The organism is Micromonospora sp. NPDC051006 (genome assembly GCF_044456245.1).
Taxonomy (GTDB): domain Bacteria; phylum Actinomycetota; class Actinomycetes; order Mycobacteriales; family Micromonosporaceae; genus Micromonospora.
In genome coordinates, this window is the sequence record NZ_JBITFP010000027.1 from 22,959 (window position 1) to 48,848 (window position 25,890).

Genomic DNA, 25,890 nt, shown 5'->3' on the forward strand with positions numbered 1-25,890 from the left:
CCGGCCGCGGAGTGAGGCTGCCGGCCGGCCGGGCCGCGGGCAGCGGACCGGACCGCTCAGGCGTCCTCGAGCAGCTCCAGCACCACCCGCTCGGCCTCCTCCCGGGGGGCCGCCGGGTCCACCTCGGCCACCACCCCGTCGTGGTAGAGGTCGACCACCCGCGGGTCCACGTAGGAGGTACGGGCCACGGTCGCGGTGTTGCCGAGCAGCTCCGCCACCTCCCGCATCACCCCCGACACGGCCCGGCGACGGGCGGTCACCGACCGGGCCGGCCCCGCCGTGGCCAGTTCGATCGCGGCCAGCACGGTGGCGTGCCAGGTGCGGAAGTCCTTGGCGGTCATCTCCCCGCCACTGGCATCGCGCAGGTACTCGTTGACCTCGTCGGCCCGCACGTCGCGCCAGTCGTGGCCGTCCCAGTAGCCGAAGAGCCGGTCCGCCTGCCGGCGACGCCGGCGCAGGTCGAGCAGCACCCGGCACAGCTCCGGGTCCTCGATCCGGCGCACCTGCTCGATCCCGCCCTTGGCCGGAAACTCGAAGACCACACAGCCAGCCCGGGACCGGGCATGCTCGGGGCGCAGGGTGGCCACCCCGAACGTCGGGTCGTCGCCGGCGGCGTACTGGTCGCTGCCGACCCGGAACATCCCCATGTCCAGCAGCCGGGCGACGGTGGCGAGCACCCGGTCCCGGTTCAGCCCACGCCCGTCGAGATCCTGCTCCACCTGCTCGCGCAGCGTCGGCAGGCGACGGGCCACCTCCAGCACGTGGTCGAACTTCGCCTCGTCCCGCTTCTGCCGCCAGGCCGGGTGGTACAGGTACTGCTTACGGCCGGCCGCGTCGATCCCGGTGGCCTGGATGTGCCCGTTCGGATACGGCGAGATCCACACGTCCCGCCAGGCCGGCGGGATGACCAGGCCGCGCAGCCGGGTCAACTCGTCCGGGTCGCGGACCGGGTCGCCCTCCGGACCCAGGAAGAGCCAGCCACTCCCACGCCGGCGGCGCCGGTACCCCGGCCCGCCCGGATCACTACGCCGCAACCGCACCGGAGACCCGCACCACCCGTTCCACCTCGTCCACCGCGGCGGAGACCTCGTCGACCCCGAGCGCCGCCAATGTCGGGTGGCTACCTACCCCGTCCCAGCTGGGCCAATCACCGTCCCCGGCCCAGAGCACCCGATGCCGGGGACGCTCCGGCGGCGGGCCCCAGCGGGTCGGCGGCACCGGCCCGAAGAGCACCACCGACGGGGTACCGAAGCCGGTCGCCAGGTGCGCTACCCCGGTGTCCCCGCTGACCACCACCCGGGCGTACGCGACCACCCCGGCCAGCTCGCCGAGGTCGGTGCGCCCGGCCAGCACGGCCTCGGCGGGCAACCCGGCGACGGCGGCCACCCGGGTCGCCAGCGGGCGCTCGTCGGCCGACCCGGTCAGCACCACCCGGTGCCCCCGGGCGGCCAGCCGGTCGGCCAGCGCGGCGAACCGGTCGGCGGGCCACCGTTTCGCGGCGATCTTCGAACCCGGGTGCAGCACGGTGACCCCGGCCGGCAGGCCGGTCGCCGGCGGCCGGCGCAGCGCCAGGTCGGCCCGGTCGGCCGGAATCCCGTACCAGGCCAGCAGGCGGCACCAGCGGTCCACCTCGTGTTCGGTCTCGTCCCACGCCGGCCCATCGGTGAAACCGGCCGCCGGATTCGCGAAGGCGAGCAGCCGTCCCGGCTCGGCGGCGGCGAGCATCCGGTGCGACTGCGGGCCTCTGCCGTGCAGGTTCACCGCGAGCCGCGGTGCCGGGGCGGGCCAGCCGGCCGCCCCCAGCCCGGGGGTGTCGAGCAACTGGTCGACGCCGCCCACCAGCTCGACCAGCGGCGCCAGCCAGGCCGGCGTGGCGAGCGCCAACTGCCGGTCCGGATACGCCGTCCGCAGCGCACGCAGCGCCGGCACGGCCGTGGCCAGGTCGCCGACGCCCAGCGCGCGCAGCACGAGGATCACGGGTAGGACGTCTCCTGCTCGGCGCAGACCACCATCTCGCGGACCGCGCAGCCGGGCGGCTGGGCGAGCGCGAACATCACCGCGGCGGCGCTGTCGGCCGGGTCGTTGAGGCTCGCGTCCGGCCCCGGCCGGTACTGCTCGTCCCGCTCGTCGAAGAACGCGGTCCGCATGCCACCGGGGATGAGCAGCGTGACATTGACCTGCCCGGCCAGCTCGGCGGCGAGAGCGCGGGTGAAGCCGACCACCCCGAACTTCGCCGCGCAGTACGCGGTGGCGTCGCTGACCGCCTTGACACCGAGCGTCGAGGCGACCGTGACGATGCTGCCCCGGGAACTCTCCAGAAAGGGCAGCGCGGCCCGGACCACCGCCACCGTGGCGAGCAGGTCCACCGTCACGATCCGCTCCCAGGTGTCGGCCGGGACGTCGATCAGCCGGCCCGGCACATCCATCCCGGCCGCGGTGACCACCGCGTCCAGGCCGCCGGAGCGCTCGGCGAGCTGCCGGGTGGCCGCCTCGGCGGCCCGGGTGTCGGCCAGGTCGCACTCGACCCACGGCACCCCGTCGCCGGGCGGCTGCCGGTCGATGACCAGCGGCCGGCCGCCGGCGCGGGCCACCGCGGTGACCACCGCCGCGCCCAGGCCACTCGACCCGCCGGTCACCAGCACGCTGCGCCCGGTCACGGGCGGGGTGCCGGTCACCGGGCCCGCTCCGTCGTCGCCGACGTCCCGCCGGGCCAACTGGGCGGCTCCGGCGCCGTCGCCGTCGCCGACCAGGCGGCCAGGTGCGCGCTCTCGGCGCAGCACGCCCCGGTCGGCTGCCCGCCGGCGCGGGCTGCGGCGATCATGTCGGTGGTGGAACGCCCGTCCAGGTACGGCACCACCACCGTGTGCCCGCCCCAGCGACCCAGGATCTCCGCCTCGGGCAGGGCCGGGGCGTCGCCCGCGCCGCTCGCGTAGTCCCCGCCCTTCACCCAGATGTCCGGGCGCAGCCAGGACAGCGCGGCGTGTGGTGTCGGCTCGTCGAAGATCATCACCGCGTCCACACAGCCCAGCGCCGCCAGCAGCCGGCTGCGGTCACCCTGCGGGACGACCGGGCGCTCCGGGCCCTTCAGGCCGGCGACGCTGGCGTCCGAGTTCATGCAGACGATCAGGCAGTCCCCGAGCCGCCGGGCGGCCTGCAACGTCGCCACGTGACCGGCGTGCAGCAGGTCGAAGCAGCCCCCGGTGGCCACCACCGTGCCGCCGGCGGCGCGTACCTCGGCGAGCACCCCGGCCACCGCGGCGACGCCGACCCGGTCACCGCCCACGGCGGCCGCGGTGTTGACCACCGGCCGCACCGGGGGCGGCAGCGCCGTCGCCACTCCCCCACCGGCCACGTACGCGGACGCCTCGGCTACCGCCGCCTGCACCGCCTCGGAGACGAGCGCGCCCCGGGCCAGGGCCAGGCTCGCGGTGGCCGCGAACCGGTCGCCGGCGCCGCAGGTGTCCCCCTCGGCGCTGTTCGGGGCGGGCACCACCAGCGGCGTCGACCCCGCGTGGCAGAGCAGCGCGCCGTCGCCGCCCAGGGTGACCGCTACCGCGCCGGCCCGCCACCGCCGGCGCAGCCCCTGCGCGCCCCGGGAGGCGGTCGCCAGCCGGGTCGCCCCGGGCAACGCGGGAATCAGCTCGCGGGCCTCGGACTCGTTCGGCGTCGCCAGGTGCACACCGGGCACCGCCGCCGGCCCCCGCGGGTGCGGATCCCAGACCACCGGCGCCCGGGTCGCGGCGAGCGCCGCGCGCAGCGCCGGATGCCGGGCCACACCCCGGCCGTAGTCGCTCACCAGCACGGCGGAGGCGTTCGCGATCACCCGGAGCACCGCCTCGCTCGGCTCACCCGGGTCGCCGGCCGGGCCGCCCCGGTCGTGGCGCAGCAGCACCCGGCCACGCGCCCGCAGCCGGATCTTCTCCGGCGTGGACCCGGCCAGCGGCAGCGCGTACACCTGCACGCCGGCCGCGTTGAGCAGCGCGCTCAGCCGGGCGCCCCCGGCGTCGTCGGCGAGCGCCGTCACCAGCACCACCTCGGCACCCTGGGCGGCCGCGAAGACCGCGGCCAGGCCGGCGCCGCCCGGCCGGTCGACGTACTCGGTCTCGTCGAGAACCGGCACCGGAGAGTCCGGACAGAGTCGGTTGACCACCCCCTCGACATCCCGGTCGAGCAGGGTGTCACCGACCACCACCACGGGTCCCGTCACGCTTCCCCCCTCATCCTCGCGCCTGCACCCCCTGCCCGGCCCCGCCGTCCAGCACCACCTCCACCCCGGTACGCACGCCGCCGGAGCGGACCGGCTCGATCGAGGGCGGGGTGACACCGACCGACGCGCCGAGCACGGCGGGTAGGGCCTGGTCCACGTACTCGCAGAGCAGGTGGGTGGCGACCAGGTGCAGCTCCTGCACCACCTGGCTGTCGGGCGAGGCGATGGCGAGCGCCTCGTGGCAGGCGTCGGCGAGCGGGTTGGGCGCCGGGCCGGTGAAGGCCCAGCAGCTGAGCCCGGCATCGCGGCCGGCCTGGGCCGCGGTGAGCAGGTTGGCGCTGGTCCCGCTGGTGGAGAGCAGGAGCAGGAGGTCCCCGGCGCGACCGTGGGCGCGGACCTGACGGGCGAAGACCTCGTCGTAGCCGTAGTCGTTGCCGATGGCGGTCATCGCGGAGGTCTCCGCGTGCAGGGCGATCGCGGAGAGCGGTTGCCGGTCGTCGCGGAGCTTGCCGACGAGTTCGGCGGTGAGGTGCTGGGCCTCGGCGGCGCTGCCGCCGTTGCCCGCCACCAGCAGCCGACCACCACCGGCCAGCCGCCGGGCCAGCGTCTCACCCCACCCGGTGAGCATCCGCTCGTAGTCGCGGAACGGCAGCAGGGCCGTGGCCAGGTTCGCCAGGTGGGTCTCGAGCAGCGAGCCCGCCGCCATCAGGCCACCACCCGGGTCGGCCGACGCACCGCGGCCACCTCGGCGTAGATCTCCACCAGCCGCTCCGCGGTCGCCGCCCAGGAGTAGCGCAGCCGGGCCCGCTCCTGGGCCGCCGTGGCGTACGCGAAGCGGCGGATCCGGTCGTCGAGCAGACCCTGGATCGCGGCGCCCAGGGCGCGCGGGTCGCGGGCCGGAACGAGATCGCCGGTGACCCCCTCGACCACGGTGTCCTTGATCCCGCCCACCGCGGTGCCGACCACCGGCACGCCGCAGGCCATCGCCTCCAACGGGGTGAGCCCGAACGGCTCGTACCAGGGGGCGGCGACCAGGATGTCGGCCGAGCGGTACCAGCGGCCCATCTCCTCGCGCGGCACCGCGCCGACCAGGCGCACCCGGTCGGCCACCCCGCAGGTGCCGGCGAGCGCCCGCAGCCGCCGGGCGTACGGGTCGCTCTCCAGCAGCCCGGCCGGCGGGCCGCCGACCACGACGCACTCGGCGTCGGGGACCAGCGCCATCGCCCGGATCACGGTCTGGAAGCCCTTGCGCTCCACCAGCCGGCCGACGGTCAGGATCCGGGCCCGTCCCGGCTCCCGGTCGGCCGCCGGCCCGAGCGGCGCGAAGGAGCTGAGGTTGACCCCGGACGGGATGACCGTCATCCGGGACCGGGGCACGCCCATCCGGACCAGCTCCCCCACCTCGTCCTGGCACTGGGCGACGACCCGGTCCACCGACTGGCCCAGCTCCCGCTCGTACGCCACCCGCCGGGCCGGGCTGGTGTCCTGCACGCCCTGGTAGCGCCGCTTCACCGTGCCGAGCGCGTGGTACGTCTGCACCACCGGCACCCCGGTCTGCCGGCTGGCCGCGAGCGCCGCCAACCCGCTCATCCAGAAGTGCGCGTGGATGACGTCGGGCATCCAGTCGCCGCCCCGCCACCGCTCCACCAGCCAGTCGCTGAAGTCCCGCATGTGCGGCAGCAGCGCGTCCTTGGCCACCGGCTCGGCCGGCCCGGCCGGTACGTGCACGACGTCGTACCCGTCCGGCGCGCGGACCGTCACCGGCAGGTCCACCGCGTCGCGCCGGGTGTACACCCGTACGTCGTGCCCGGCGGCCGCGAGCGCGGCGGAGAGCTCCGCGACATGCGTGTTCTGGCCGCCTGCGTCCTCGCCGCCGAGGATGGCGAGCGGGCTGGCGTGCTCCGAGATCATCGCGATGCGCATACTTCCTCCTCCAGCAGCCGGTCCCAGTCGGCGAGGAAACGGTCGAGGCCGTACCGGTCGCGGGCGGCGGTCCGGGCCGTCGCGCCGGCCTGCCGCGCGAACTCCGGTTCAACCACGAACCGGCGGGCGGCGTCCAGCAGGGTGTCGATCCGGGTGGCGAGTGCGCCGGCGCCCGGTGGCACCGCCATCACCGCCTCGGTGGTGGCGAGCGCGACGACCGGCATGCCCATCGTCATCGCCTCGATCAGGCTCAGCCCGAGCGACGTCCACCGGCACAGGTGCAGGTACGCCCGCCGCCGGGCCAGCTCGGCGTGCATCCGGGCCTGCGGCACGTCGTCGTAGCTGGTCACGCGCTCGGGTGGCAGGCCCAGCTCTGCTGCCAGGCCGGCCACCTTCATGCCGAAGACGTCCAGCGGGGCGATCTCGGCGAACCGGGGCAGCAGGTCGGTGCCGGTGACCCGCCAGCGGCGCACCGGCTCGTTGATCACCACGGCGAGCCGGTCCAGCTCACCGGTGTACTCCACCGTGGGCGGAACGACGCCGTGGTCGATCACCGTCGTGCGGGTGCCGCCGGTGTCCCAGAAGAGCTGGTTGAACCCTGTGACGTGAGCGACGAGCAGGTCGTCGCGGTCCGCCATCGGATGCCGGCTGTTCGGGACGTCGCCGTCCTTCGGGGTGTTGTGCTCGACGTAGACGGCGGGCACGTCCCGCCCGGGGCGGCGACCCAACCACTGCTCGGCGAGGTCAATCTCCTCGGGGCGTTGCAGGATGACCAGGTCGACGTCGACGTCGGCGAGGTCGGCCGGGGTCACCTCGACGGCGGTCTCCGGCCACGAATAGGTGCGGGCGCGGCCGAGGCCGTAGGGCCCACGGTCGGGAGTGACCGGGACCAGATACCGATGCCGGCCGTGCACGAACGCGGTGGTCCACGAGCCGTGCACGTGCCAGAGCAGGAGGTTCATCGGCCGCTCCCGCCGCTGGCGGACACCACCGTCGCGCCGGCCGGGCCCACGCCGGCGCTCACCGTCCGAACCGGATCGGCCGGTACGCCGAGCAGCCGCAGCGCCTCGACCACGTCGGCCGGGTCGATCCCGGCCAGGCAGGGGTGCCCGGGGACCGGGCAGGCGGCGGCCCGGGTGTCCCGGCAGCCGGCGGTGGCGTCGCCGAGCCGGACGGTGGGCACCCGGTAGGGGCCCCACTGTCCGAACGGGACGGTCGGTGCGAAGAGGCTCACCACCGGCACACCGAACGCGGCGGCCAGGTGGGCCGGGCCCGTGTTGCCGACCACCACCGCACCCGCGCCCGCGATCACCGCGGCCAGTTCGGCGAGCCCGGTGCGGCCGCCCAGGTCCAGCCCGCCCGAGCCGGCCACCGCGGCGGTCAACTCCCGCTCGTCCGGCGTACCGGTGACCACCACCCGGTGCCCGGCGTCGGCCAGCGACCGGGCGATCCGCACGGCCAGCTCGGGCGGGCAGGCCCGGCTGGGCACCGACGAGCCGGGGTGCAGCACGACGTAGCCGGGCGTCCCGAGCCGGGCCGGGGGCCGGTGGACCTCCGGGCGCAGCCGGAGGCCAGGTTCGTCGCCGGTGGGCAGGCCGTAACCGGCGGCGGCGGCGAGGGAGAGCGCGCGCTCCGGCTCGGGTACGCCGGTGGGGACCCGGTGGCGAAGGTCGAGGAGGCTGCCCGGGTAGTCGTCGCTGATCGCGGCCACCCGGGGCACGCCGGCGAGGCGCAGCAGCAGCGCCAGCGGCAGCGACGACTGGTGGTACGAGGTGAAGATGACCGCCTCGTCGATGCGGAGGGCGGCGAGGCGGCCGGTGAGGTCGTGCATGTCGGCCGGATCGACCGGTCCGGGAGTGGGATCGATCCAGGGCAGCCGGTGCTCGACGATCGCGTCGACGCCGGGGAGCAGCTCCGCGGCGGCGCGGCCGCGCGGCCCGCAGAGCATGACGACCCGGTCGGCGCCGGCGGCGACGGCCCGGATCGCCGGGCCGGTGACCAGCACGTCCCCGGCCGAATCGGCCCGCACCACCAGCACGGTTCCCCGGGTGCGGCTCGGCCCGGCGGCCGGAATGACGGCGTGCTGCCGGCGCAGGATCTCCGCCACCGCACCCGGCAGGTCCGCGGCCAGCCACGGCGCGGCCGCGACCTCCTGCGGTCGGGTCACCGGCGTGGGCACCAGCACTGCGGTCGCGCCCGCCGCCAGCGCCGCGGACACGTCCCGGCCGATGTCCCCCACCATGACGCAGCGGGTGGCGACCGTGCCCAGCTCCGCCGCCGCCGCGTGCACCAACCCCGGCGCGGGCTTACGGCACCCGCACCCGTCGCTGTCGTCGTGCGGGCAGACCTGCCACGTGTCGAACGGTCCGAGCAGCTGCTCGATCCGGGCGTGCACCGCGTGCATCTGCGACTCGGTGAAGTACCCCCGCGCCAGCCCCGACTGGTTCGTCACCACGCCCAGTCGCAGCCCCGCGGCCCGCAACCGGTCCAGGGCCGCCCGCGCCCCCGGCACCGGCCGCACCTTCTCCGGGTCACCGTTGAACGGCACGTCCTCCACCAACGTGCCGTCCCGGTCGAGCAGCACCGCGTCGAACAGGACCGAGCCGGACCCAGCCCGGCCAGCACCGGCAAAAACCCGGGCTGACCTGCGCTGATCCGGCTTCACCTGGTCCTGTCGCACAGCCGGCGGGTTCCCGGCGCCCCGGGGAGTAAACATCATCTTCGACGCGGCAGGACCACCGCGCACGCCCGGCGCCCACGCACGGCCGCCCGCGCTGGCGTTACCCGTCGCCCCTGAGAAGCTAACCCGCCGGCACCGTTAGCCCCGGTCGGTGGGCGGGTACGGGTGTGCTGTGGCGATTGTGGAGAAAGTTATCGAAGCTCCCCCGCAGCAGGTCTTCGACGTGCTCGCCGACGGATGGACGTACAGCGACTGGGTGGTCGGCACCACGCACGTCCGGGACGTGGACGACGACTGGCCACGGGTCGGCAGCCAGTTGCACCACCGCGCCGGACCGTGGCCGGTCTCGTTGCAGGACGCCTCGACGGTGCTGCACTCCGAGCCGCCGCACCGGCTGGTGCTGCGCGCCGGGCTCTGGCCGGCCGGTGAGGCGATCGTGACGTTCACCCTGGAACCGGTCGGCGAGCACGCCACCCGGGTGCGGATCGGGGAGGACTTCGCCGCGGGACCACTGCGCTGGGTCCGCAACAAGCTCAACGACCTGGTGCTGCACCTGCGCAACCGGGAGACGCTCGACCGGCTCTCGGACATCGCCACCCGGCAGAAGACCCAGCGATGACCCAGGTCGTGGCGGTCACCGGGGCGAGCGCGGGGGTCGGCCGCGCGGTCGCCCGGGCGTACGCCGGTCGGGGCGCCCGGCTGGCCCTGATCGCCCGGGGCGAGGCGGGCCTGGCCGCGGCCGAACGGGACTGCCGCGAGCGCGGAGCGGCCGAGGTGCGCAGCTACCGGGTCGACGTGGCCGACGCGGGCGCGGTGCAGCAGGCCGCCGACGACGTGGTGCACCACTGGGGGCGGATCGACGTCTGGGTCAACAACGCGATGGTCTCGGTCTTCGCCCCGTCGTGGGAGATCCCCGCCGCGGAGTTCCGTCGGGTCACCGAGGTCAACTACCTGGGCACCGTGCATGGCACGCTGGCCGCGCTGCGGCACATGCGGGCGCACGGCCGGGGCGCGATAGTGCAGGTCGGTTCGGCCCTCGCCTACCGGGGCATTCCCCTGCAGTCGGCGTACTGCGCGAGCAAGCACGCCATCCAGGGCTTCAACGACTCGCTGCGGGCGGAGCTGTTGCGTGACTGCCCGGGGGTGCGGCTGTCGATGGTGCAGCTGCCGGCGGTGAACACACCGCAGTTCTCCTGGGTCCGCACCCGGCTTCCCCGGCACCCGCAGCCGGTGCCACCGATCTTCGCCCCCGAGGTGGCCGCCCGGGCCATCCTCTGGGCCGCCGATCGTGGAACGCGGGAACTGAACGTGGGTGGCCCGACCTGGCGGGCCCGGCTCGGCGACATGCTGCTGCCCGGCCTGCTCGACCGCAAGCTCGCCCGGGACGGGTACGACAGCCAGCAGACCGACACCCCGATCGACCCGGCCACCTGGCGGGACAACCTCGACCGGCCCGTCGACGACCGCCAGGACCGGGGCGCGGACGGCGTCTTCGGCGACCAGGCGCGTACCAGGTCGGCGGCGCTCTGGGTGGGCACCCACAAGCCGGCGCTCTCCGGACTCGCCCTGGCCGCCACGGCTCTCGCCCTCGCCGGCGTGGCTCGTCACCGCCGCTGATTCCGCTCCTTGAAGCCCTCGCGGGAGCGCTCGTCGGCATTCGCACAACCACCGGATGGGGAGCCTTTACGACGACGAAGCGGCAACTGGATACCCTCTCAGTGAATCCCTGTCCGCAAACCGAGGATGTCCGTCATGATCGAACCCGTGCAGTTGCCCGCCCCCTGGCGGGACGCACGCCTGACCGTCGTGGTCCCCACCTACAACGAGGCGGGGAACCTCCCGGTGCTGGTCGAGCGGCTCCTCGCCCTGCCGCTGCCGGGCCTGAAGATCCTGGTCGCCGACGACAACTCGCCGGACGGCACCGGCGAGGTGGCGGACAAGCTGGCCATCGAGCACCCGGACCGGGTGGAGGTGGTGCACCGCCCGGGCAAGGAGGGCCTCGGCCGGGCGTACGTGGACGGAATCAGCCGCGCCCTCGACGGCGGCGCCGAGTACGTGGCGCAGATGGACGCCGACCTCTCGCACCCGCCGGCGGCGCTGCCGGGCATGCTGGGCGCGCTGCTGTCGACGCAGGCGGGCGTGGTGATCGGCTCACGGTACGTGCCCGGCGGCGAGCTGGACGAGAACTGGCCGCTGTACCGGCGCGCGCTCAGCGGCTGGGCGAACCTCTACGTGCACACCCTGCTGCGGGTGCGGATCCGCGACCTCACCGCCGGCTTCAAGATCTGGCGGGCGGACGCGCTGCGGGACATCGGCCTGGAGCGGGTGCAGTCCAACGGCTACAGCTTCCAGGTGGAGATGCACTATCTCGCCACCCGGCTCGGGCACACCATCCTGGAGGTGCCGATCCGCTTCGAGGAGCGCCGGGACGGTGACTCGAAGATGACCACCGCCACGAAGATCGAGAGTGCGCTGATGCCGTTCAAGCTGCGCAGCAAGCACCGCAACATCGAGCGCTGAGCGCATCGGCCGGGACCGCCCGGACTGCCGGGCGGACCGGACCGTCAACGGCGCGCTCACTCAGCGTCAGATCACCCTCGGTAGCTGGCGCGCCCGCCTAGGGCGCTGCGCGCTCCGCGCTTTGCTCTGCTTCAGCGGGGGCAACACCACGCTGAGCTGCCGGTCGCGAACGGTGGGACCGCGCACGTCCGTCCAGGCTGTCACCCAGGGTGGCTGTTGCCTCGGCTGAAGCAGAGCAAAGGCGTCGGAGGTGGTGTCCTCGGGCGGAGCCTGCCTCACGCCGGGTAGCCGTCACGACTCGGCGGTCGCGGTCGGCGGTCGGTCCGCGGTCAGCTGTAGATCGCGCGGTTTGCCGCGTCGATCGTGCTCGCGTAGAGGGCGCCGGTCAGGGCGCCGTCGCGAGCCAGCGCCGCCCGGGCGGCGTTCGCACCGGGCGCGCCGTGCACCCCACCGCCGGGGTGCGCGGACGCGCTGGCCAGGAAGAGCCGGTCGACCGGGGTGTCCGCCCGGCCGAGGCCGGGGATCGGGCGCAGGAACAGCTGCTGGTACGCGGCCGAGGTGCCGCCGCCGACCGCGCCGCCGACCAGGCTCGGGTCGCCCTGCTCCAACTCGACCGGGCCGGCCACGTGCCGTCCGACGATCAGGCTGCGGAAGCCGGGCGCGGCCTCCTCCAGCACCCGCTCCATCCGCTCGACGTGCTCGGCGATCTCCTCCGCCCGCCACTCCCGGCGGAACGGCAGGTGGGTGTACGACCAGAGCGACTCGGTGCCCGGCGGGGAGTGGCTCGGATCGGCCACGGTCATCTGACCCACCAGCATGAACGGGTCCCGCGGCAGCTCCCCGCGGGCCAGCGCTGCCGAATAGAGGGTCAACCCGTCCACGTCCGCGCCGAGGTGCACGGTGCCGGCGGTCGCCACCGCCCGGTTACGCCACGGCACCGGCGCGGAGAGTGCCCAGTCCACTTTGAGCGTGGAGCCGTCCCAGCGGAAGTGCGCGAGGTCCTCCACCAACCGGGGCGGCAGCGCCGCCGCGCCGACCAGGTCGAGGTAGAGCGCCGGAGCGGGGACGTCGGCGAGCACCGCCCGGCGGGCCCGCCACAGCGCGCCGCCGTCGGTGCGTACACCCATCGCCCGGCCCCGGGCGGTGAGTACCCGGTCCACCCGGGCGCCGTAGAGGATCCGGCCACCCCGCTCGGTCAGCCGGGCCACCAGGGCGTCGGTGATCCGCTGCGAGCCGCCGTCCGGCACCGGCCAGCCGACCTGCTGGCCGAGCATGGCGAGCAGCCACCCGTACACCCCGGAGCCGGCCTCCTCCGGGGAGAGGTCGGTGTGCAGGGCGCAGCCGGCCAGCAGCGCGGGACCGCCGGGGCCGTCGAAGACCTCCTCGCCCAGCTTGCGGACCGGCACCACCAACCGCCGGGCCAGCCGCAGCGCGCCGGAGATCCGCAGCCGGCGCAGCAGGGTCAGCCCACCGCGCACCGGCGGGAACGGGGTGGTGATCGTCTCCAGCATCGGCTCGGCGACCTTGATCCAGTCGCCGTACGCGGTCAGCCAACGCTGACCGTCGCCGGGCGCGAACGCCTCCAGCGACGCCGCGGTGACCTCGGGATCCCGGTTGATCACCGCGGCCCGGTCGTCGGGCATCAGGTGGGCCAGCACGTCCGGGGCGTGCCGCCAGGTCAGCCCGTAACGGCCCAGGTCGAGGCGTCGCAGCACCGGGGAGGCGTAGCCGAGCGGGTAGAACGAGCTGTACAGGTCGCTCAGGTAGCCCGGGGCGGTCACCTCGGCCGAACGCACCGCGCCGCCGGGCGTCCCGGTCGCCTCCAGCACCACCACGTCCCAGCCCGCGTCGGCCAGCATGTTGGCCGCCACCAGACCGTTGTGCCCGGCCCCGACGACGACGGCGTCGGCGCTCTCCGCCCCGGTGGGAATCATCCGACCCGCCTACCCCGGGCGCAACCAGGCGAAACGCGTTTGTCTCGGCAAGACCGGGGCATCCAGCGCCGCATGTACACGGTTGCGCAGCTCATCGGTGGGGTCTGGGGAGCGGGCGGCGAGCAGGGCGAGCTGGTCGTGCACGACCCGACCGACGGCTCCCCGGTCAGCTCGGCGCCGGTGGCGACGGCCGACGTGGTCGGCAAGGCGGTGGAGGCGGCCCGTGAGGTCGCGGCGGAGTGGGCGGGCACAGCGCCGGCGGAACGGGCGGCGGCCCTGCACCGCGCCGCGGACGCGGTCGAGGCGATGACCGAGGAGCTGACCGCGGCGGTCACCGCGGAGATGGGCAAACCGTTGGCGGACGCCCGCGGTGGCGTCGAGGCGGGCATCGGCACCCTGCGACAGTACGCCGAACTGGCGCCGATGCGCGGCGGGCGGACCCTGCACGGCGGTCACCACGCCATCGACTTCATGGCGCCGCAGCCCCGCGGCGTCGTCGCCGCGATCACCCCGTGGAACGACCCGGTGGCGGTCTCCTGCGGGCTGCTCGGCGCGGCCCTGGTCACCGGCAACGTGGTGCTCTACAAGCCGAGCGAACGCACCCCGGCCACCGGCTGGCTGCTGGCCCGGGCGCTGGACCAGGCGCTGCCGCCCGGGGTGCTCTCCCTGCTCACCGGCGGGGCGGAGACCGGTGCCACGCTGGCCGGCCAGGAGGTGGACCTGGTGGCGCACGTGGGCTCCACCGAGACCGGCCGGGCGATCGCCGCTGCCGCCGCGCGCACCGGCGCGAAGGTGTTGCTGGAGAACGGCGGCAGCGACCCGCTGATCGTCGACGCCGAGGTGGACCCGGTCTGGGCGGCCGGGGAGGCAGCGCTGGGCGCGTTCGCCAACGCCGGCCAGATCTGCGTCGCGGTGGAGCGGATCTACGCCCACCGAGACGTCGCCGAGGACTTCGTGGCCGCGCTGGTCGACCGGGCCAAGGCGCTGCGGATGGGGTCGGGCCGCGACCCGGCGACCGAGCTGGGCCCGCTGGTCGACCGGCAGCACCGCGACCGGGTGCACGGCCAGGTGACGGCGGCGGTGGCACAGGGGGCGCGGATCCGCACCGGCGGCACGCTGCCGGACGGGCCGGGCGCGTTCTACCCGGCGACCGTGGTCACCGACTGCCGCCACGACATGCCGCTGGTGCGCGAGGAGACGTTCGGCCCGGTCGCCCCGGTGGTGGTCGTCGACTCGTTCAGCGAGGCGCTGCGGTGCGCGGCCGACTCGCCGTACGGGTTGGGCGCCACGGTGCTGACCGGCTCGATGAGTCACGCGCAGCGGGCCTGGAAAGAGCTGCCGGTGGGCACCGTGAAGGTCAACGCGGTCTTCGGCGGCGCGCCCGGCGGCGCCGCACACCCACGGCGCGGCAGCGGCCAGGGCTTCGGGTACGGCCCGGAACTGCTCGACGAGTTCACCGCCACCAAGGCCGTGCACATCGAGGCGCCGGGCGGCGGGCACTGGTGACCCAAACGAGGGGTGGCCGCCCGTATCCGGACAGCCACCCCGCACGGCACTTCTGATTGGGCGTCAGCGGCCCCGCGCCTTGGCGGTCTGCCGGTTGTTGGCCTTCTCGATCGCCTTGACCAGTTCCGGCTTGTTCATCCGGGACCGGCCCGGCACGTCCAGCTTGCGGGCCACCTCCATCAGATGGTCCTTGGTGGCGTTGGCGTCCACGCCGCCCGCGGTGGGCGCGCGACGCGCCGGGCCACCGCCGGCCGCCTGCCGGTCGCTGGGGCCCTTGCGCCCCTTCGGCTCCCAGTGGTCGCCGACCTTCTCGAACTCGTGCTTCACGGCGGCGAAGGCGGCGCGGTGCGACCGCTCGCCCTCGCCGTACGTCTCCACCGCCGAGTCGTGTGTCTTCTCCCAGGTGCGCTGCGCCTTGTCCGGGGAGCGCCGCAGCGTGCTGGGCAGTACCTCGCGCCCGGGCATCTCGTCCTCCTCCGCGTCGATGGGTGCTCACGATCCTCATCTGACCGTTCCCCCGACCGGGCCCGGCAAACCGCCGGCACGCCCGCCCGGGCCCGGCCCGTTTGCGGGGTTTCCGCCCTGGGTACCGGCCGGGCCAGGCTCAGCCAGACGGACCGGACCATCCGGCGGTCGGGGGCACAGGGAGCGGCAGATGACGACGACGGACCCCGGCGCGACGCTCGGTGACCAGCGGGGACTGCGCCTGCCTCGGCGGATCCGGCAACTGAGCTGGCGGACCTGGCGCGGGGTGCTGGTCCGCAGCGTGCGGAACTTCTTCTCGGACAACTGTGCCGACTGGGCCGCCGCGCTCACCTACTACGGGGTGCTCGCGCTCTTCCCGTCCGCCGTCGTGGTGGTCTCGCTGGTCGGGCTGGTCTCCGAGGGCGAGCGCACGGTGGACACGGTGCTGGACCTGGCGCGGCAGATGGGCGCCGGCTCGGTGGTGGCGAACGAGGGGTTCGTCGGCGTGGTCCGCGACGTGGTCGACCAGGAGAGTTCGGCGAAGGTGCTGCTGAGCTTCGGTCTGCTCGGCGCGCTCTGGTCCGCGTCCGGGTTCATCGGCGCGTTCACCCGCGCCTCCAACGCGATCTACGGGGTGACCGAGGGGCGGCCGGTCTGGAAGCTGCGCCCGATGCAGATCGGGCTTGCTGCGGTCACGCTGGTGCTGCTCGCCGTGGTCGCCGTCGGGCTGATCGTGAGCGGGCCGGTCGCCGACGCGGTGGGCGACCTGGTCAACGCCGGTGGCCTGGCCCGCACGGTGTGGGGCGTGGCCAAGTGGCCGGTGCTCGCCCTGATCATGATGGTGCTGCTGTCACTGCTGTTCTGGATCGCGCCGAACGTGCGTCAGCCCCGGTTCCGCTGGCTGACTCCGGGCGGAGCGGTCGCGCTGGTCGCCTGGGCGGTGGCCTCCTTCGGCTTCGGCCTCTACGTGGCCAACTTCGGCTCGTACGACGCCACCTACGGCAGCCTCGGTGCGGTCATCGCGTTCCTGGTCTGGCTCTACCTGTCCAACTCGGCGCTGATGCTGGGCGTGCAGATCAACGCCGAGCTGCAGCGGGGACGGCGGTTGCAGGCCGGCGAGTCAGCGCCCGAGGAGCCCGTGCTGCCGCCCCGGGCACCGGCCGGTTCGTGACCGCTTGCCGGTTTAGCGCCGGTCTCGCCGGGTAGCGCAGAAGGCATGGAGCGTGGCAACAGCAAGCACGGACCGAGGATCGACGAGCAGATGAGCCAGGAGGTGGCCGGCCTCGTCCAGGGGCCGGGAACCGGTGGCTCGCGAGTCGACGAGTCGCGCGTGCCGGAGCCGGCGGGCGAGGACCAGCCGGAGGCGACCACGGCGCCCGCGGGTGAGCTGCGCAGCGGCGCACCCAAGGGAATGAGCTCGCAGGACGTCGAGCGGCGCAGCCGGTTCGGACGGTTCATCACGATGACCGCCCTGCCCGGCGACCGTGAGGCGCTGATCGCCAACGCGCGGAACAACGAAGCGCCGGACGACATCATCGCCGACCTGGAGCGCCTGCCGGAGGGGACCCGGTACCAGACGATCTCCGAGGTCTGGGCCGCGCTCGGCAACAAGAACGAGACGACTCGCTGGTGACCGGCCGGGACCCGACCCGGCCGGCCCCCGGCGAACTGAGGAGGATGCTGATGAGTGGCGTGACCGAACATGTGGACGTCTCCGTCCCGGTACGGACCGCGTACGACCAGTGGACCCAGTTCGAGGAGTTCCCCCACTTCATGGAGGGGGTGCAGGAGGTCCGGCAGCTGTCGGACACGATGACCCACTGGACCGTCGAGATCGCCGGGGTGAAGCGCGAGTTCGACGCCGAGATCACCGAACAGCTTCCCGACGAGCGCGTCGCCTGGCGCTCCACCGGCGGCACCCAGCAGGCCGGCGTGGTGACCTTCCACCGGCTGGACGAGGCGAACACCCGGGTCACCCTGCAGCTCGAGTTCGAGCCGCACGGCGTGGTCGAGAAGGCCGGTGACAAGCTCGGTATCGTGGATCGGCGCGCCAAGGGCGACCTGGAGCGGTTCAAGCAGTTCATCGAGCGCCGCCGTCAGGAGACGGGCGCCTGGCGCGGGCAGGTCGACCGCCCGCAGCCGTGACCCCATCCCCCGGGAAGACGAAGCTCCGATGGCCGCCGGAATCTCCGGCGGCCATCGCCGTCCGCGCCCGGTGCTGTCCGCGCCCCGGAGCCGTCCGCGCCCCTGGCGCCGTTTGCGATCACGGCCCGGGGGTACCGCGAAGACATGACGGACGACGGCAGGGTGTGGCGGGACGAGGAACGGACTCCGCTGGAGGAACTGGAACGGGCCGTCGCGGGCTCGAGCATCGACGGGCAGGCCGACGACGTCACCGGCAACGACGCCGGTGAGGAGGCCGCGTTCGGGCACGGGCCGGAGGCGGCGGACCGGGGTGGGCAGGCCGCCGGCGCCGGCCGGGAGCCGACCGACCCGGACCGCGCCTACCGGCCGTCGACCACCGGACGCACCGGCCCGGACAACGGCTAGCGCGCGACCCCGGGTCGGCGCGAAGCGGCCGCGTGCAGGGCGATCAGCCCGACGGCGAGCACGAACAGCGCCGGCCCGAGCGCCTGCACCGAGACGTTGCCGAGCAGAACTCCGATCCCCGCCGGGACCAGTGCCCCGCCGAGCCCGGCCGCGCCGATCTGCAGCCCGATGGTCCGGTCCGCGTGCGCCGCGCCGACCCGGTCGGCGGTGGTGAGGGTCAGCAGCGGGAAGACCGGGGCCGCGGCGAAGCCGACCACGACGAGCCCGGCCACCGCCACCCAGGCCGGGGCGGGCAGCGCGATCAGCGCGGCACCGGCGGCCATGCCGAGCAGGCTGCCCCGCAGGACCTGGGCCGCGCCCAGCCGCTCGGCCACCACACCCTGCACCACTCGGCCCAGGAAGAGGCTGCCCCAGTACGCGGAGACACAGAGACCGGCCGTGGCGTCGGCCAGTCCCCGCGCCTCGGTGAGCAGCAGGAAGGCCCAGAGCCCGGCGGCGACCTCGATCGCCACGTACAGCGCGAACGCGACCGCGCCCAGCCAGACGGCCGGCAGCCGCAGCGTCTCCCGTACCGGCACGGGCCGGGCGATCGGCGGCCCGGCGGTGCCGACCGCCGCACGGTCGGCGTCGGTGGTGCCGACGGTCGGCGCCACGCCGACCGACCCCACCGGCCCGGAGGCCGCGTCGGCCACCGCGGCGGGCGCGTCCGGGATCGCCTGGCGGGATCTGTCTCGCCAGGCCCGAACGCTGAGCGCGAAGGCGGCGGCGAGGGCGAGCTGCGCCACGGCCACGATGCCGTACCCCCACCGCCAGGCCAGCCCCAGGCTGAGCGCGCTGGTCATGATCAGTGGACCGATCGCCACACCGAGCCCGAAGAACGCGTGCATCCAGTTCATGTGTCGCGGCCCGAACGCCCCGGCCGCGTACGCGTTGAGCCCGGAGTCGATCGCGCCGGAGCCCAGCCCGAGCACGAGCGCGCAGCCGATCATCAGGGCCAGGCCGGGGCTGACCGTGTAGCCGGTCAGCGCCAGGCTGGCCAGCAGGGTGCTGCCGGCGAGCAGCCAGCCCACCCCGAGCCGGGCCAGCGTGAAGCCGGCCAGCACGCTCGAAGTGAGGTATCCGGCGGTGCCGGCGGTGAGCACGAGGCCGACCGCCTCGGTCGGCACGCCGAAGTCCGCCCGGATCGACGGCCAGCCGACCCCGATCAGCCCGTCCGGCAGGCCGAGGCTGACGAAGGCGAGGTAGGCCAGCAGGAGCAGGGATGCCCGGGGCGGCGCGGGGGTGGTGGACACGGACGAACATCTTCCGCCCGGCCCGGCGACCGGTGGCGGCCGGGTCCCCCGTCACGACAAGAAATGACGCCCGGATGGTCGGGAAAACGGACAGCTCATCCAGAATCGGCCGAACGGACGACGGCAATCCGGCCGTGTCGCGTAAGACTTTCGGGATGCAACAGGGTTCCGGCATCCTCTCCCCACGTCAGCGCCGCCTCGCCTGGCTCGGCTTCCTGCTGGCCGCGCTCCAGGCGCCCGTCTCGGCCTGGCTCGTCTCCGACGACTCCTGGCTGTTCAGCCTCTGCGTCGCGCTGATGGTGGCCACAGTGATCATCGCCGACGACGCCGCCCGCCGGCGTCCGGCCGGCGCCAGCTCCGGCGACTAGCCGGCGGCACTCGGGCGCGCCTCGTGCCCGGGACGGCCCCGGGTACGCCGCCGCTCCTTCATCTCCGCCTCGTAGAGGTGACGCCGGCCGTCGACCAGCTGCTCGCGGGCCCGCCGGTCCAGCTCTCGGAAGAGTGCGTAGTAGCCGTCGTCGAAGTCCTCGACGATCTGGAACGTCCACCGGCCGGCGATGACGTTGCGCCCCAGCAGCTCGTCGGAGATCCGCTCGGCGATCTCCGGGTGCCCGGCGGAGCGAAACCGCTCGACCGCGTCGTCCAGCATCAGATCGGCGTGCCCGATCAGCTGGTGCAGCGAGTAGAGGTGCCCACGGGCCCGCTCCACGCACTCCAGGGCTTCGCTGAGCTTGCCGAGCGCGGCCACCGTCTCGTCGTCGACCCCGGCCGGCCGGCGATGCTGCTCGTCGGGTCCGTCCTGCTGCCCCATCCGTGCCTCCCTGCTCCGTGCCGGGCCCGTCCGGCCGGTTCCGCCCCGCCCCGGGCTGGTCCGGTCGGCCAGTTCGGCAGGCCGGTGGCCGAGCGCACACCGACCGGGTGGCCGAGGTCGACCGGGATTCGGGTCGGTTAGCGTCGTTCCCCATGCGTGTGCCGTTCAACCGGGTCGTTTCCCGTACCGCCGTCGACTCGGCGCGGTCCACCCTTGCCGCCCTGACCGTCGCCGTCGGCGCCGCGGGGCTCGCCGCCGCGGCCGAGCGGCCCGGCCTGCTCGCCCTGGTCGACCAGCATGCGGCGGCCGTCCGGGACAGCCTCGGCTCCGACGGGCTGCCACTGACCGTGGCGGCGCTGGCCGGCTACGCGGAGGGCGTCCGCGCCGCCGCGCTCGAGCACGGCTGGCAACCGCCCGCCGGCCCGGTCGACTGGTCCGCCCCCGACTGGCTGCTCACCCGGCTGCTCGCGGTCTGCGCGCTGGCCCGCCCGCTCGGCCACGGCTGACTGAACCGGGGCCGGAGACGACGCGGGGAGGGCGCCCGCGCCGCGCGCGGAACCCTCCCCGGTGTCACCCGTTGCAGCCCTAGGGCCGGAACTGCTGGGTCTCGTCGGTGACGTTGCCGGACTGGTACGTGCCCTGTCCGCCGGCCATCGTCGACTGCTGCGCCTCCCGGGCTGCCTGGGTGCGCTCGGCACCGGTCCGGTCGGCCATCTGCCGCTCGACGTCGCCGCGTCCGGCCGCCCTGGCCTGCCGGTGCGCCTGCACCGCCCGGGACTCCTCCGCCGCCCGGTCCAGCCAGCGGTCCCAGCGGGACTGCATCGGTCGCACCAGACCACCGCCGACACCGATGATCAGGATGCCGGCCACCGTGGCCAGGAACGCGATCAGCACCGGCGTGGTCACCGTGGTGGCGATGCCCACCTGGTTCAGCGCCGCGATGATGCCGAGCGCGATGACGAAGATCGCGGTCAGGTCGGCCAGGACCCGGCCGTACGACAGTCCACCGAGCGCCCCGCTGACCAGATCGCGTACGGCGTTCGCGATCGCGGCCGCCACGACCACGATGACGATCGCCACGAAGGCCCGTGGCAGCCACGCCACCACGCCCCGGATCAGGTCACTGATCGCGTTCGGACCCCACACCCCGAAGGCGAACTGCAGGGTGAACAGCAGCACCGCGTAGTACGCGAGCCTTGCCAGGATGTCGCTGGCGTCGTACTTGCTGCGCTCCAGCGCGCGTTTGATCCCGCCCCGCTCGACCGCCCTGTCGAAGCCCAGCCGCTCCAGCACCGTGTCCACGACCTTCAGGACGACCCGGGCGATGATCCACCCGATCACCAGGATCACGATGAAGGCGACGGCCTTCGGTACGAAGAGCAGCACCTCCCGCCACGCGTCGGAGACGGCATTTCCGATATCGACCTGCTGCACCGCCAGGGTTTCCCGCATGTTGTCCCTCCCTGTCACATGCTCTGCGCCGCGGCTTACCCAGTCCCCCGAGCGGCACGCCGGGCGGATCCGCACGATTTTTCCGACAAGTCGGATCACAAGTACCCTGACCTGCCGCAACGCCGGCGAGGGCATCGCCGGGTGGCCACCGCGCCCGCGCCGCAACCGCGGCCCGCACCACGCGCCCGTCCGGAACCTGGAACGACGCTCGCGACGCACCGCACATGATCGGAAACAGTCGGCGGGCGCTCGGGCTAGGCTGCGGGCATGCCAGGAACGGTCGGGCGAGTCCCCACGCCACCAGCTCCGGTCTCCGGTGCACCCGGCGGGACCGGCGCGGCGGGCGTCGTCCTCGGCCACGACTGGGCCGGCACCTCGCTCGGCCCGCGGCAGGCGTGGGATCCGGCGGTGCGCGCGGTCGTCGACCTCATCCTCGCCTCACCGGTGCCGATGGCGCTCGCCCACGGTGACGACCACGTCCTGCTCTACAACGACGGCTACGCCGAGCTGATGGGCGACCGGCACCCCGCGGCGGTCGGTCGGCCGGCCGGCGACGTGTTCGCCGAGCTGTGGCAGCTGCCCGGCGTCGGGGACGTGATCGATCGGGTCCACCGCGACGGAAGGACCTTCCTCGAGCGGGAGACCAGCCTTCCGCTGGTCCGCAGCCGCAGCGGCGTGGTCGAGCGGGCGATCTTCACCCGGGGCTACTCGCCGGTGCGCGACAGCACCGGCCGGATCGTCGGTGTGCTGAACGTGGCCGCCGAGACCACCCACGCCACCCAGCAGTTGCAGAGCCTGAGCGAGGTGGCTGCCGCACTCGCCGGCACGCTCACCCTGGACGACGTCGCCCGGGTCGCGCTGCGCTATGCGATCACCACGTTCGACGCCGACCGGGTCGCGTTCGCCGTGGACGAGGGTGGCGGCGGCTGGCGGATGGTCCGGCGGATCCGGGGCGAGCTGTTGGACGAGGCCGATGAGCGGCTGCCCCCGCTGTGGCGGCGTACCTCCGTCGACTGGCCGGACCCGGTGGTGCAGGCCGCGGCGAACGGGGCGCCGCTGTTCACCGGCGACGGTCAGCCGCTGCGGGCGGCCGCCGCCGACCGGCACGACCAGAAGATCGTTTCGCTGGCCGCGGTGCCGCTGCGGGCCACGGTGGTACGCGGCGGGCTGTCGGTCGGCCATCAGGCCGCACGTCTCTGGTCGGCCGCGGAGCGGGCACTGCTGGCCGCCTCGGCCGAGCTGATCGGCCAGGCGGCCGAGCGGGCACGCCGGTTCGAGACCCAGCACGGCACCGCGCAGCTGCTGCAACGCAGCATGCTCCCGGAGCACCTGCCGGATCTCCCCCAGCTGCGCATCGCCGCCCGCTACGACCCCGGCGTCGACGGCAACGCCGCCGGCGGGGACTTCTACGACGCCTTCCTGCTGCCCAGCGGCCGGCTCGGCATCGTGCTCGGCGACGTCGCCGGGCACGACGTACAGGCCGCCGCCCGGATGGGGCAGGTCCGGGCCGCGCTGCGTGCGCTGGCGCTGACCGACCCCAGCCCGGACGCGGTGCTGGCCGGGCTGGACCGGCTGGTCGCCAGCCTCGGCGCCGAGGCCGGCACACACGAGCTCTTCGTCACCGTGGTCTTCGGCGTGGTCGACGCCGAACGGCAGGAGATCACCCTGGCCAGCGCCGGGCACCCGGCGCCGCTGATCCGCCGTGGCACCCCCGACAACCGCCCCTACGCCGAATACCTCGACGTGCCGGTGGGCGCGCCGCTGGGCCTCGGCTCCCAGCCGGCCACCGGCACCGTCCGATTCGCGCCGGGCGACACCCTGCTGCTCTACAGCGACGGCGTGGTGGAGCGGCGACGGCAGAGTCTCACCGCCGGCCTCGGCGCGCTCGCCGCCGCGGTCTCGGCCGCCACCAGCAGCGATCCACGCGCGCTCTGCGCGGTGGCCACCGGCGCGGTCGCCGGCACCACCGAGGACGACGTCGCCGTGCTCGCCGTCGAGCACGCGTTGAAGGCGAGCCGCTCGGCGGGCATGGAGGTGCCGGCCGAGCCGACCGCCCCGAGCCGGGTCCGGCACTGGATGAGCGCCCAGCTGGGCGAGTGGCAGGTGCCGGATTCGGTGATCGGCGCGGCCGTGCTCTGCACCAGCGAGCTGACCACCAACGCGCTGCTGCACGCGGGCACCGCGGCCCGGGTGGAGATCGATCTCAGTGCCGAACGGCTGCTGGTCTCGGTCGCCGACTCGGGCACCCGGGGCACGGTCACCCGGGCGCAGACCGACACGCTGAGCAGCCGCGGCCGCGGGCTGGGGCTGATCGAGGAACTCAGCGACGCCTGGGGGACGGACCCGACGGTCCGCGGCTCGACCGTGTGGTTCGAGATCCTCCTCCCGAGTGACTGAGCCCGGGGGCGTCAGGCGGGCCCACAACGGGTAGGAGGACGACCATGTCTACCGACCATCCGGCAGGTGTCCTGTTCGACGTCGACGGCACCCTGGTCGACACCACGTACCTGCACACCGTGAGCTGGTGGGAGGCTCTGCGCCAGACCGAACGGCCGGTGCCGATGGCGGACGTGCACCGGGCCATCGGGATGGGTTCGGACAAGCTGCTCGACCACCTGCTCGGCCCGGAACGGGACCGGGACGCCGACCCGAAGCTGCGCGACGCGCACGACACCCTCTACGCCGAGTACTGGGCGCGGCTGACACCGCTGCCCGGCGCGGCCGACCTGCTGCGCGCCTGCGCCGAACGGGGGCTGCGGGTGGTGCTCGCCACCTCGGCGGCCGAGCACGAGGTCAGCGCGCTGCGCCGCGCGCTGGACGCGGACGACGTCATCGACGCGGTCACCTCGTCGGCCGACGCGAAGCAGAGCAAGCCGGCGCCGGACATCCTGATCGCCGCGCTGGACCAGTCCGGACTGGCCGCCGAGCGGGTGGTCTTCGTCGGCGACTCGGTCTGGGACGTCGCCGCCGCCGGGAAGCTCGACATCCCCTGCGTCGGTCTGACCTGCGGCGGCACCAGCCGGGGCGAGCTGGCCGGAGCGGGGGCGGTGGCGGTCTACGACGACCCGGCAGCGCTGCTGGCGACCTTGGACGACTCGCCGCTGACCCGGCCACGATGACGCCGCCGGGGGTTGGCCGCGCCGGGCAGGCATAGCCGGCCGCCTGCCGGGGCAAGGTGTGTCACCACCTGCCCGCCCCTCGCGGGCACGCTCGGAGGGTGGTGCGGGTGGAACCGGTAGACGTGGCTTTCGCGCTGGTGGGCGTCGGCGCCCTGCTCGCCGGGATCCTGCCCAGGGTGTTGGAGCGCCGGCCGCTCTCCATGCCGATCGCCTTCCTCGGCCTCGGCATGGCGGTGTTCCTGCTGCCCACCGGGCTGCCGACGCCGGATCCGCTGGCCCATCCCGAGCTGGCCACCCACCTGACCGAGATCGGGGTGATCGTCGCCCTGATGGGCGCCGGGCTGAAGATCGATCGGCCGCTGAGCTGGTCGCGGTGGTCGGCCACCTGGCGGCTGCTGGCCATCGCGATGCCGCTCTGCATCGCCGCGGTGGCCCTGCTCGGCTGGTGGTGGGCCGGCCTGGTGCCGGCGGCCGCGCTGCTGCTCGGCAGCGCGCTCGCACCGACCGACCCGGTGCTCGCCTCCGACGTGCAGGTCGGCGAGCCGACCGACGTGGAGGACTCGGAGGACGAGGTCCGCTTCGCGCTCACCTCTGAGGCCGGGTTGAACGACGGGCTGGCGTTCCCGTTCGTCTACGCGGCGATCGCCATCGCGACCACCAGCCTGGCCCCGGGTGACTGGCTGGCCGGCTGGTTCACCGTCGACGTGGTGTGGAAGGTCGGGGTGGGCGTCGGTGGTGGTCTGCTGATCGGCTGGCTGCTCGGCAAGCTCTTCTTTCGGGCGCCGAGCAAGCTTCGACTGGCCCGGCACGCCGAGGGCTTCCTCGCGCTGGCCGCCACGTTCCTGGCGTACGGGCTGGTCGAGGTGGCCGGCGGCTACGGTTTCCTGGCCGTCTTCGTGGCCGCCCGGGCGATCCGGGCCGCCGAGCGGACCCACGAGTTCCATTCGGTGCTGCACGACTTCGCCGAGCAGGTCGAGCGGCTGCTCACCGTCCTGCTGCTGCTGCTCTTCGGCGGTGCGGTGGTGGACGGGCTGCTCGGCCCGCTGACCTGGCCGGCGGCGGCGGTCGGGCTGGCGCTGGTCTTCGTGGTCCGGCCGCTGGTCGGTTGGCTGTCGTTGCGCGGCGCCCCCGGCCGACCGGCCGAGCACTGGGTCATCGCGCTCTTCGGCATCCGTGGCGTCGGCTCGTTCTACTACCTCGCGTACGCCACCACGAAGGCCGACTTCCCGCAGGCCGAGCTGATCTGGGCCACCGTCGGGCTGGTGGTGATCGTCTCGGTGGTGGTGCACGGTGTCGCGGCGACGCCGGTGATGCAACTGCTGGACCGGGCCGGGGAACGCACCGGCGACCCGGCCGAGGGACGACGCGCCGAGCCCAGCGTCGCCACCGCGAGCTGACCGCTCCGGGCGCTCACCCACGCGGTCACCCAGC

Annotated in this window: 26 protein-coding genes; 13 read left to right on the forward strand and 13 right to left on the reverse strand. The window is 74.5% G+C overall.

The annotated features are described in order from the left end of the window. Positions 1 to 56: 56 nt before the first annotated feature. Genes ACIBBA_RS29020 through ACIBBA_RS29055 form a run of 8 tightly spaced genes read right to left on the reverse strand, consistent with a single transcriptional unit; the run spans position 57 to position 8,714 of the window. Positions 57 to 1,040: a DNA topoisomerase IB gene (locus tag ACIBBA_RS29020; protein ID WP_396701383.1), complete on the reverse strand. Its 984-nt coding sequence runs from the start codon at positions 1,038 to 1,040 to the stop codon at positions 57 to 59. Continuing rightward, on the reverse strand, positions 1,024 to 1,977 hold the full coding sequence (locus ACIBBA_RS29025) for a glycosyltransferase family 9 protein (protein ID WP_396701385.1): 954 nt from the start codon (positions 1,975 to 1,977) through the stop codon (positions 1,024 to 1,026). Before ACIBBA_RS29025 ends, ACIBBA_RS29020 begins: the two co-directional genes overlap by 17 nt. After that, positions 1,974 to 2,675, reverse strand: coding sequence for an SDR family oxidoreductase (locus ACIBBA_RS29030; RefSeq protein WP_396701387.1), 702 nt, complete (start codon positions 2,673 to 2,675; stop codon positions 1,974 to 1,976). Before ACIBBA_RS29030 ends, ACIBBA_RS29025 begins: the two co-directional genes overlap by 4 nt. Then, positions 2,672 to 4,207 carry a PfkB family carbohydrate kinase gene (locus tag ACIBBA_RS29035; protein WP_396701388.1) on the reverse strand — a complete coding sequence of 512 codons (1,536 nt, stop codon included), beginning with the start codon at positions 4,205 to 4,207 and terminating at the stop codon, positions 2,672 to 2,674. Before ACIBBA_RS29035 ends, ACIBBA_RS29030 begins: the two co-directional genes overlap by 4 nt. Before the next feature lie 10 nt (positions 4,208 to 4,217). After that, positions 4,218 to 4,916 carry an SIS domain-containing protein gene (locus ACIBBA_RS29040; protein WP_396701492.1) on the reverse strand — a complete coding sequence of 233 codons (699 nt, stop codon included), beginning with the start codon at positions 4,914 to 4,916 and terminating at the stop codon, positions 4,218 to 4,220. After that, positions 4,913 to 6,130: a glycosyltransferase gene (locus ACIBBA_RS29045; RefSeq protein WP_396701390.1), complete on the reverse strand. Its 1,218-nt coding sequence runs from the start codon at positions 6,128 to 6,130 to the stop codon at positions 4,913 to 4,915. The genes ACIBBA_RS29040 and ACIBBA_RS29045 overlap by 4 nt, the downstream gene beginning before the upstream one ends. After that, on the reverse strand, positions 6,115 to 7,092 hold the full coding sequence (locus ACIBBA_RS29050; RefSeq protein WP_396701392.1) for a glycosyltransferase: 978 nt from the start codon (positions 7,090 to 7,092) through the stop codon (positions 6,115 to 6,117). Before ACIBBA_RS29050 ends, ACIBBA_RS29045 begins: the two co-directional genes overlap by 16 nt. Next, positions 7,089 to 8,714 (reverse strand): HAD-IIIA family hydrolase, encoded by a 1,626-nt coding sequence (locus ACIBBA_RS29055; RefSeq protein ID WP_396701394.1) that lies wholly within the window; start codon positions 8,712 to 8,714, stop codon positions 7,089 to 7,091. Before ACIBBA_RS29055 ends, ACIBBA_RS29050 begins: the two co-directional genes overlap by 4 nt. A 268-nt stretch (positions 8,715 to 8,982) precedes the next feature. Between ACIBBA_RS29055 and ACIBBA_RS29060 the strand changes: the two genes are divergently transcribed. From ACIBBA_RS29060 to ACIBBA_RS29070, 3 genes are all read left to right on the forward strand, one after another. Then, positions 8,983 to 9,429: an SRPBCC family protein gene (locus tag ACIBBA_RS29060; protein WP_396701396.1), complete on the forward strand. Its 447-nt coding sequence runs from the start codon at positions 8,983 to 8,985 to the stop codon at positions 9,427 to 9,429. After that, a complete protein-coding gene (locus tag ACIBBA_RS29065) occupies positions 9,426 to 10,427 on the forward strand; it encodes an SDR family oxidoreductase (protein ID WP_396701398.1) in 1,002 nt (333 codons plus the stop codon). Before ACIBBA_RS29060 ends, ACIBBA_RS29065 begins: the two co-directional genes overlap by 4 nt. A gap of 135 nt (positions 10,428 to 10,562) precedes the next feature. Further along, positions 10,563 to 11,330, forward strand: coding sequence for a polyprenol monophosphomannose synthase (locus tag ACIBBA_RS29070; RefSeq protein ID WP_350873036.1), 768 nt, complete (start codon positions 10,563 to 10,565; stop codon positions 11,328 to 11,330). 329 nt (positions 11,331 to 11,659) lie between these two features. Here ACIBBA_RS29070 and ACIBBA_RS29075 read toward each other — a convergent pair whose 3' ends face one another. Next, entirely contained in the window at positions 11,660 to 13,264 is a 1,605-nt protein-coding gene (locus ACIBBA_RS29075) for a phytoene desaturase family protein (protein WP_396701400.1), read from the reverse strand. 72 nt (positions 13,265 to 13,336) lie between these two features. Here ACIBBA_RS29075 and ACIBBA_RS29080 point away from each other — a divergent pair, with 72 nt between their 5' ends. Further along, the gene (locus ACIBBA_RS29080) at positions 13,337 to 14,770 is read left to right on the forward strand and encodes an aldehyde dehydrogenase family protein (RefSeq protein ID WP_396701402.1); all 1,434 of its coding nucleotides are present in this window, start codon (positions 13,337 to 13,339) and stop codon (positions 14,768 to 14,770) included. 63 nt (positions 14,771 to 14,833) lie between these two features. Here the strand turns inward: ACIBBA_RS29080 and ACIBBA_RS29085 are convergent, their stop codons facing one another. After that, the gene (locus ACIBBA_RS29085) at positions 14,834 to 15,235 is read right to left on the reverse strand and encodes a ChaB family protein (protein WP_350873039.1); all 402 of its coding nucleotides are present in this window, start codon (positions 15,233 to 15,235) and stop codon (positions 14,834 to 14,836) included. Between the two features lie 190 nt (positions 15,236 to 15,425). On the opposite strand from ACIBBA_RS29085, the gene ACIBBA_RS29090 reads away from it, so the two are divergent. The 4 genes from ACIBBA_RS29090 to ACIBBA_RS29105 all read left to right on the forward strand — a co-directional run bounded on the left by ACIBBA_RS29090 (position 15,426) and on the right by ACIBBA_RS29105 (position 17,785). Continuing rightward, a complete protein-coding gene (locus tag ACIBBA_RS29090; protein ID WP_396701405.1) occupies positions 15,426 to 16,406 on the forward strand; it encodes a YihY/virulence factor BrkB family protein in 981 nt (326 codons plus the stop codon). A 45-nt stretch (positions 16,407 to 16,451) separates the two neighbouring features. Then, positions 16,452 to 16,868, forward strand: coding sequence for a DUF2795 domain-containing protein (locus tag ACIBBA_RS29095; protein ID WP_350873041.1), 417 nt, complete (start codon positions 16,452 to 16,454; stop codon positions 16,866 to 16,868). 50 nt (positions 16,869 to 16,918) lie between these two features. Continuing rightward, positions 16,919 to 17,380, forward strand: a complete 462-nt coding sequence (locus ACIBBA_RS29100; protein WP_396701407.1) for an SRPBCC family protein — start codon at positions 16,919 to 16,921, stop codon at positions 17,378 to 17,380. Between the two features lie 144 nt (positions 17,381 to 17,524). After that, the gene (locus ACIBBA_RS29105; protein ID WP_350873043.1) at positions 17,525 to 17,785 is read left to right on the forward strand and encodes a hypothetical protein; all 261 of its coding nucleotides are present in this window, start codon (positions 17,525 to 17,527) and stop codon (positions 17,783 to 17,785) included. On the opposite strand, the gene ACIBBA_RS29110 is transcribed toward ACIBBA_RS29105, so the two are convergent. Beyond that, complete coding sequence (locus tag ACIBBA_RS29110) at positions 17,782 to 19,077, reverse strand: MFS transporter (protein WP_396701410.1); 1,296 nt, start codon at positions 19,075 to 19,077, stop codon at positions 17,782 to 17,784. The genes ACIBBA_RS29105 and ACIBBA_RS29110 overlap by 4 nt on opposite strands. 155 nt (positions 19,078 to 19,232) lie before the next feature. Here ACIBBA_RS29110 and ACIBBA_RS29115 point away from each other — a divergent pair, with 155 nt between their 5' ends. Beyond that, complete coding sequence (locus ACIBBA_RS29115) at positions 19,233 to 19,445, forward strand: hypothetical protein (RefSeq protein WP_357057930.1); 213 nt, start codon at positions 19,233 to 19,235, stop codon at positions 19,443 to 19,445. Here the strand turns inward: ACIBBA_RS29115 and ACIBBA_RS29120 are convergent. Continuing rightward, entirely contained in the window at positions 19,442 to 19,888 is a 447-nt protein-coding gene (locus ACIBBA_RS29120; protein WP_396701412.1) for a hypothetical protein, read from the reverse strand. The genes ACIBBA_RS29115 and ACIBBA_RS29120 overlap by 4 nt on opposite strands. A 152-nt stretch (positions 19,889 to 20,040) precedes the next feature. Here ACIBBA_RS29120 and ACIBBA_RS29125 point away from each other — a divergent pair, with 152 nt between their 5' ends. Next, the gene (locus tag ACIBBA_RS29125) at positions 20,041 to 20,394 is read left to right on the forward strand and encodes a DUF6401 family natural product biosynthesis protein (protein ID WP_396701414.1); all 354 of its coding nucleotides are present in this window, start codon (positions 20,041 to 20,043) and stop codon (positions 20,392 to 20,394) included. Positions 20,395 to 20,473: 79 nt separating this feature from the next. Here ACIBBA_RS29125 and ACIBBA_RS29130 read toward each other — a convergent pair whose 3' ends face one another. Further along, positions 20,474 to 21,340: a hypothetical protein gene (locus tag ACIBBA_RS29130; RefSeq protein WP_396701416.1), complete on the reverse strand. Its 867-nt coding sequence runs from the start codon at positions 21,338 to 21,340 to the stop codon at positions 20,474 to 20,476. 267 nt (positions 21,341 to 21,607) lie between these two features. Here ACIBBA_RS29130 and ACIBBA_RS29135 point away from each other — a divergent pair, with 267 nt between their 5' ends. The 3 genes from ACIBBA_RS29135 (at position 21,608) to ACIBBA_RS29145 (ending at position 25,856) form a co-directional block, all read left to right on the forward strand. Continuing rightward, entirely contained in the window at positions 21,608 to 23,737 is a 2,130-nt protein-coding gene (locus ACIBBA_RS29135) for a SpoIIE family protein phosphatase (protein ID WP_396701418.1), read from the forward strand. Positions 23,738 to 23,781: 44 nt separating this feature from the next. Further along, positions 23,782 to 24,459, forward strand: coding sequence for an HAD family hydrolase (locus ACIBBA_RS29140; RefSeq protein ID WP_396701420.1), 678 nt, complete (start codon positions 23,782 to 23,784; stop codon positions 24,457 to 24,459). Between the two features lie 107 nt (positions 24,460 to 24,566). Continuing rightward, positions 24,567 to 25,856, forward strand: a complete 1,290-nt coding sequence (locus ACIBBA_RS29145; protein ID WP_396701422.1) for a cation:proton antiporter — start codon at positions 24,567 to 24,569, stop codon at positions 25,854 to 25,856. Positions 25,857 to 25,890: the final 34 nt, after the last annotated feature.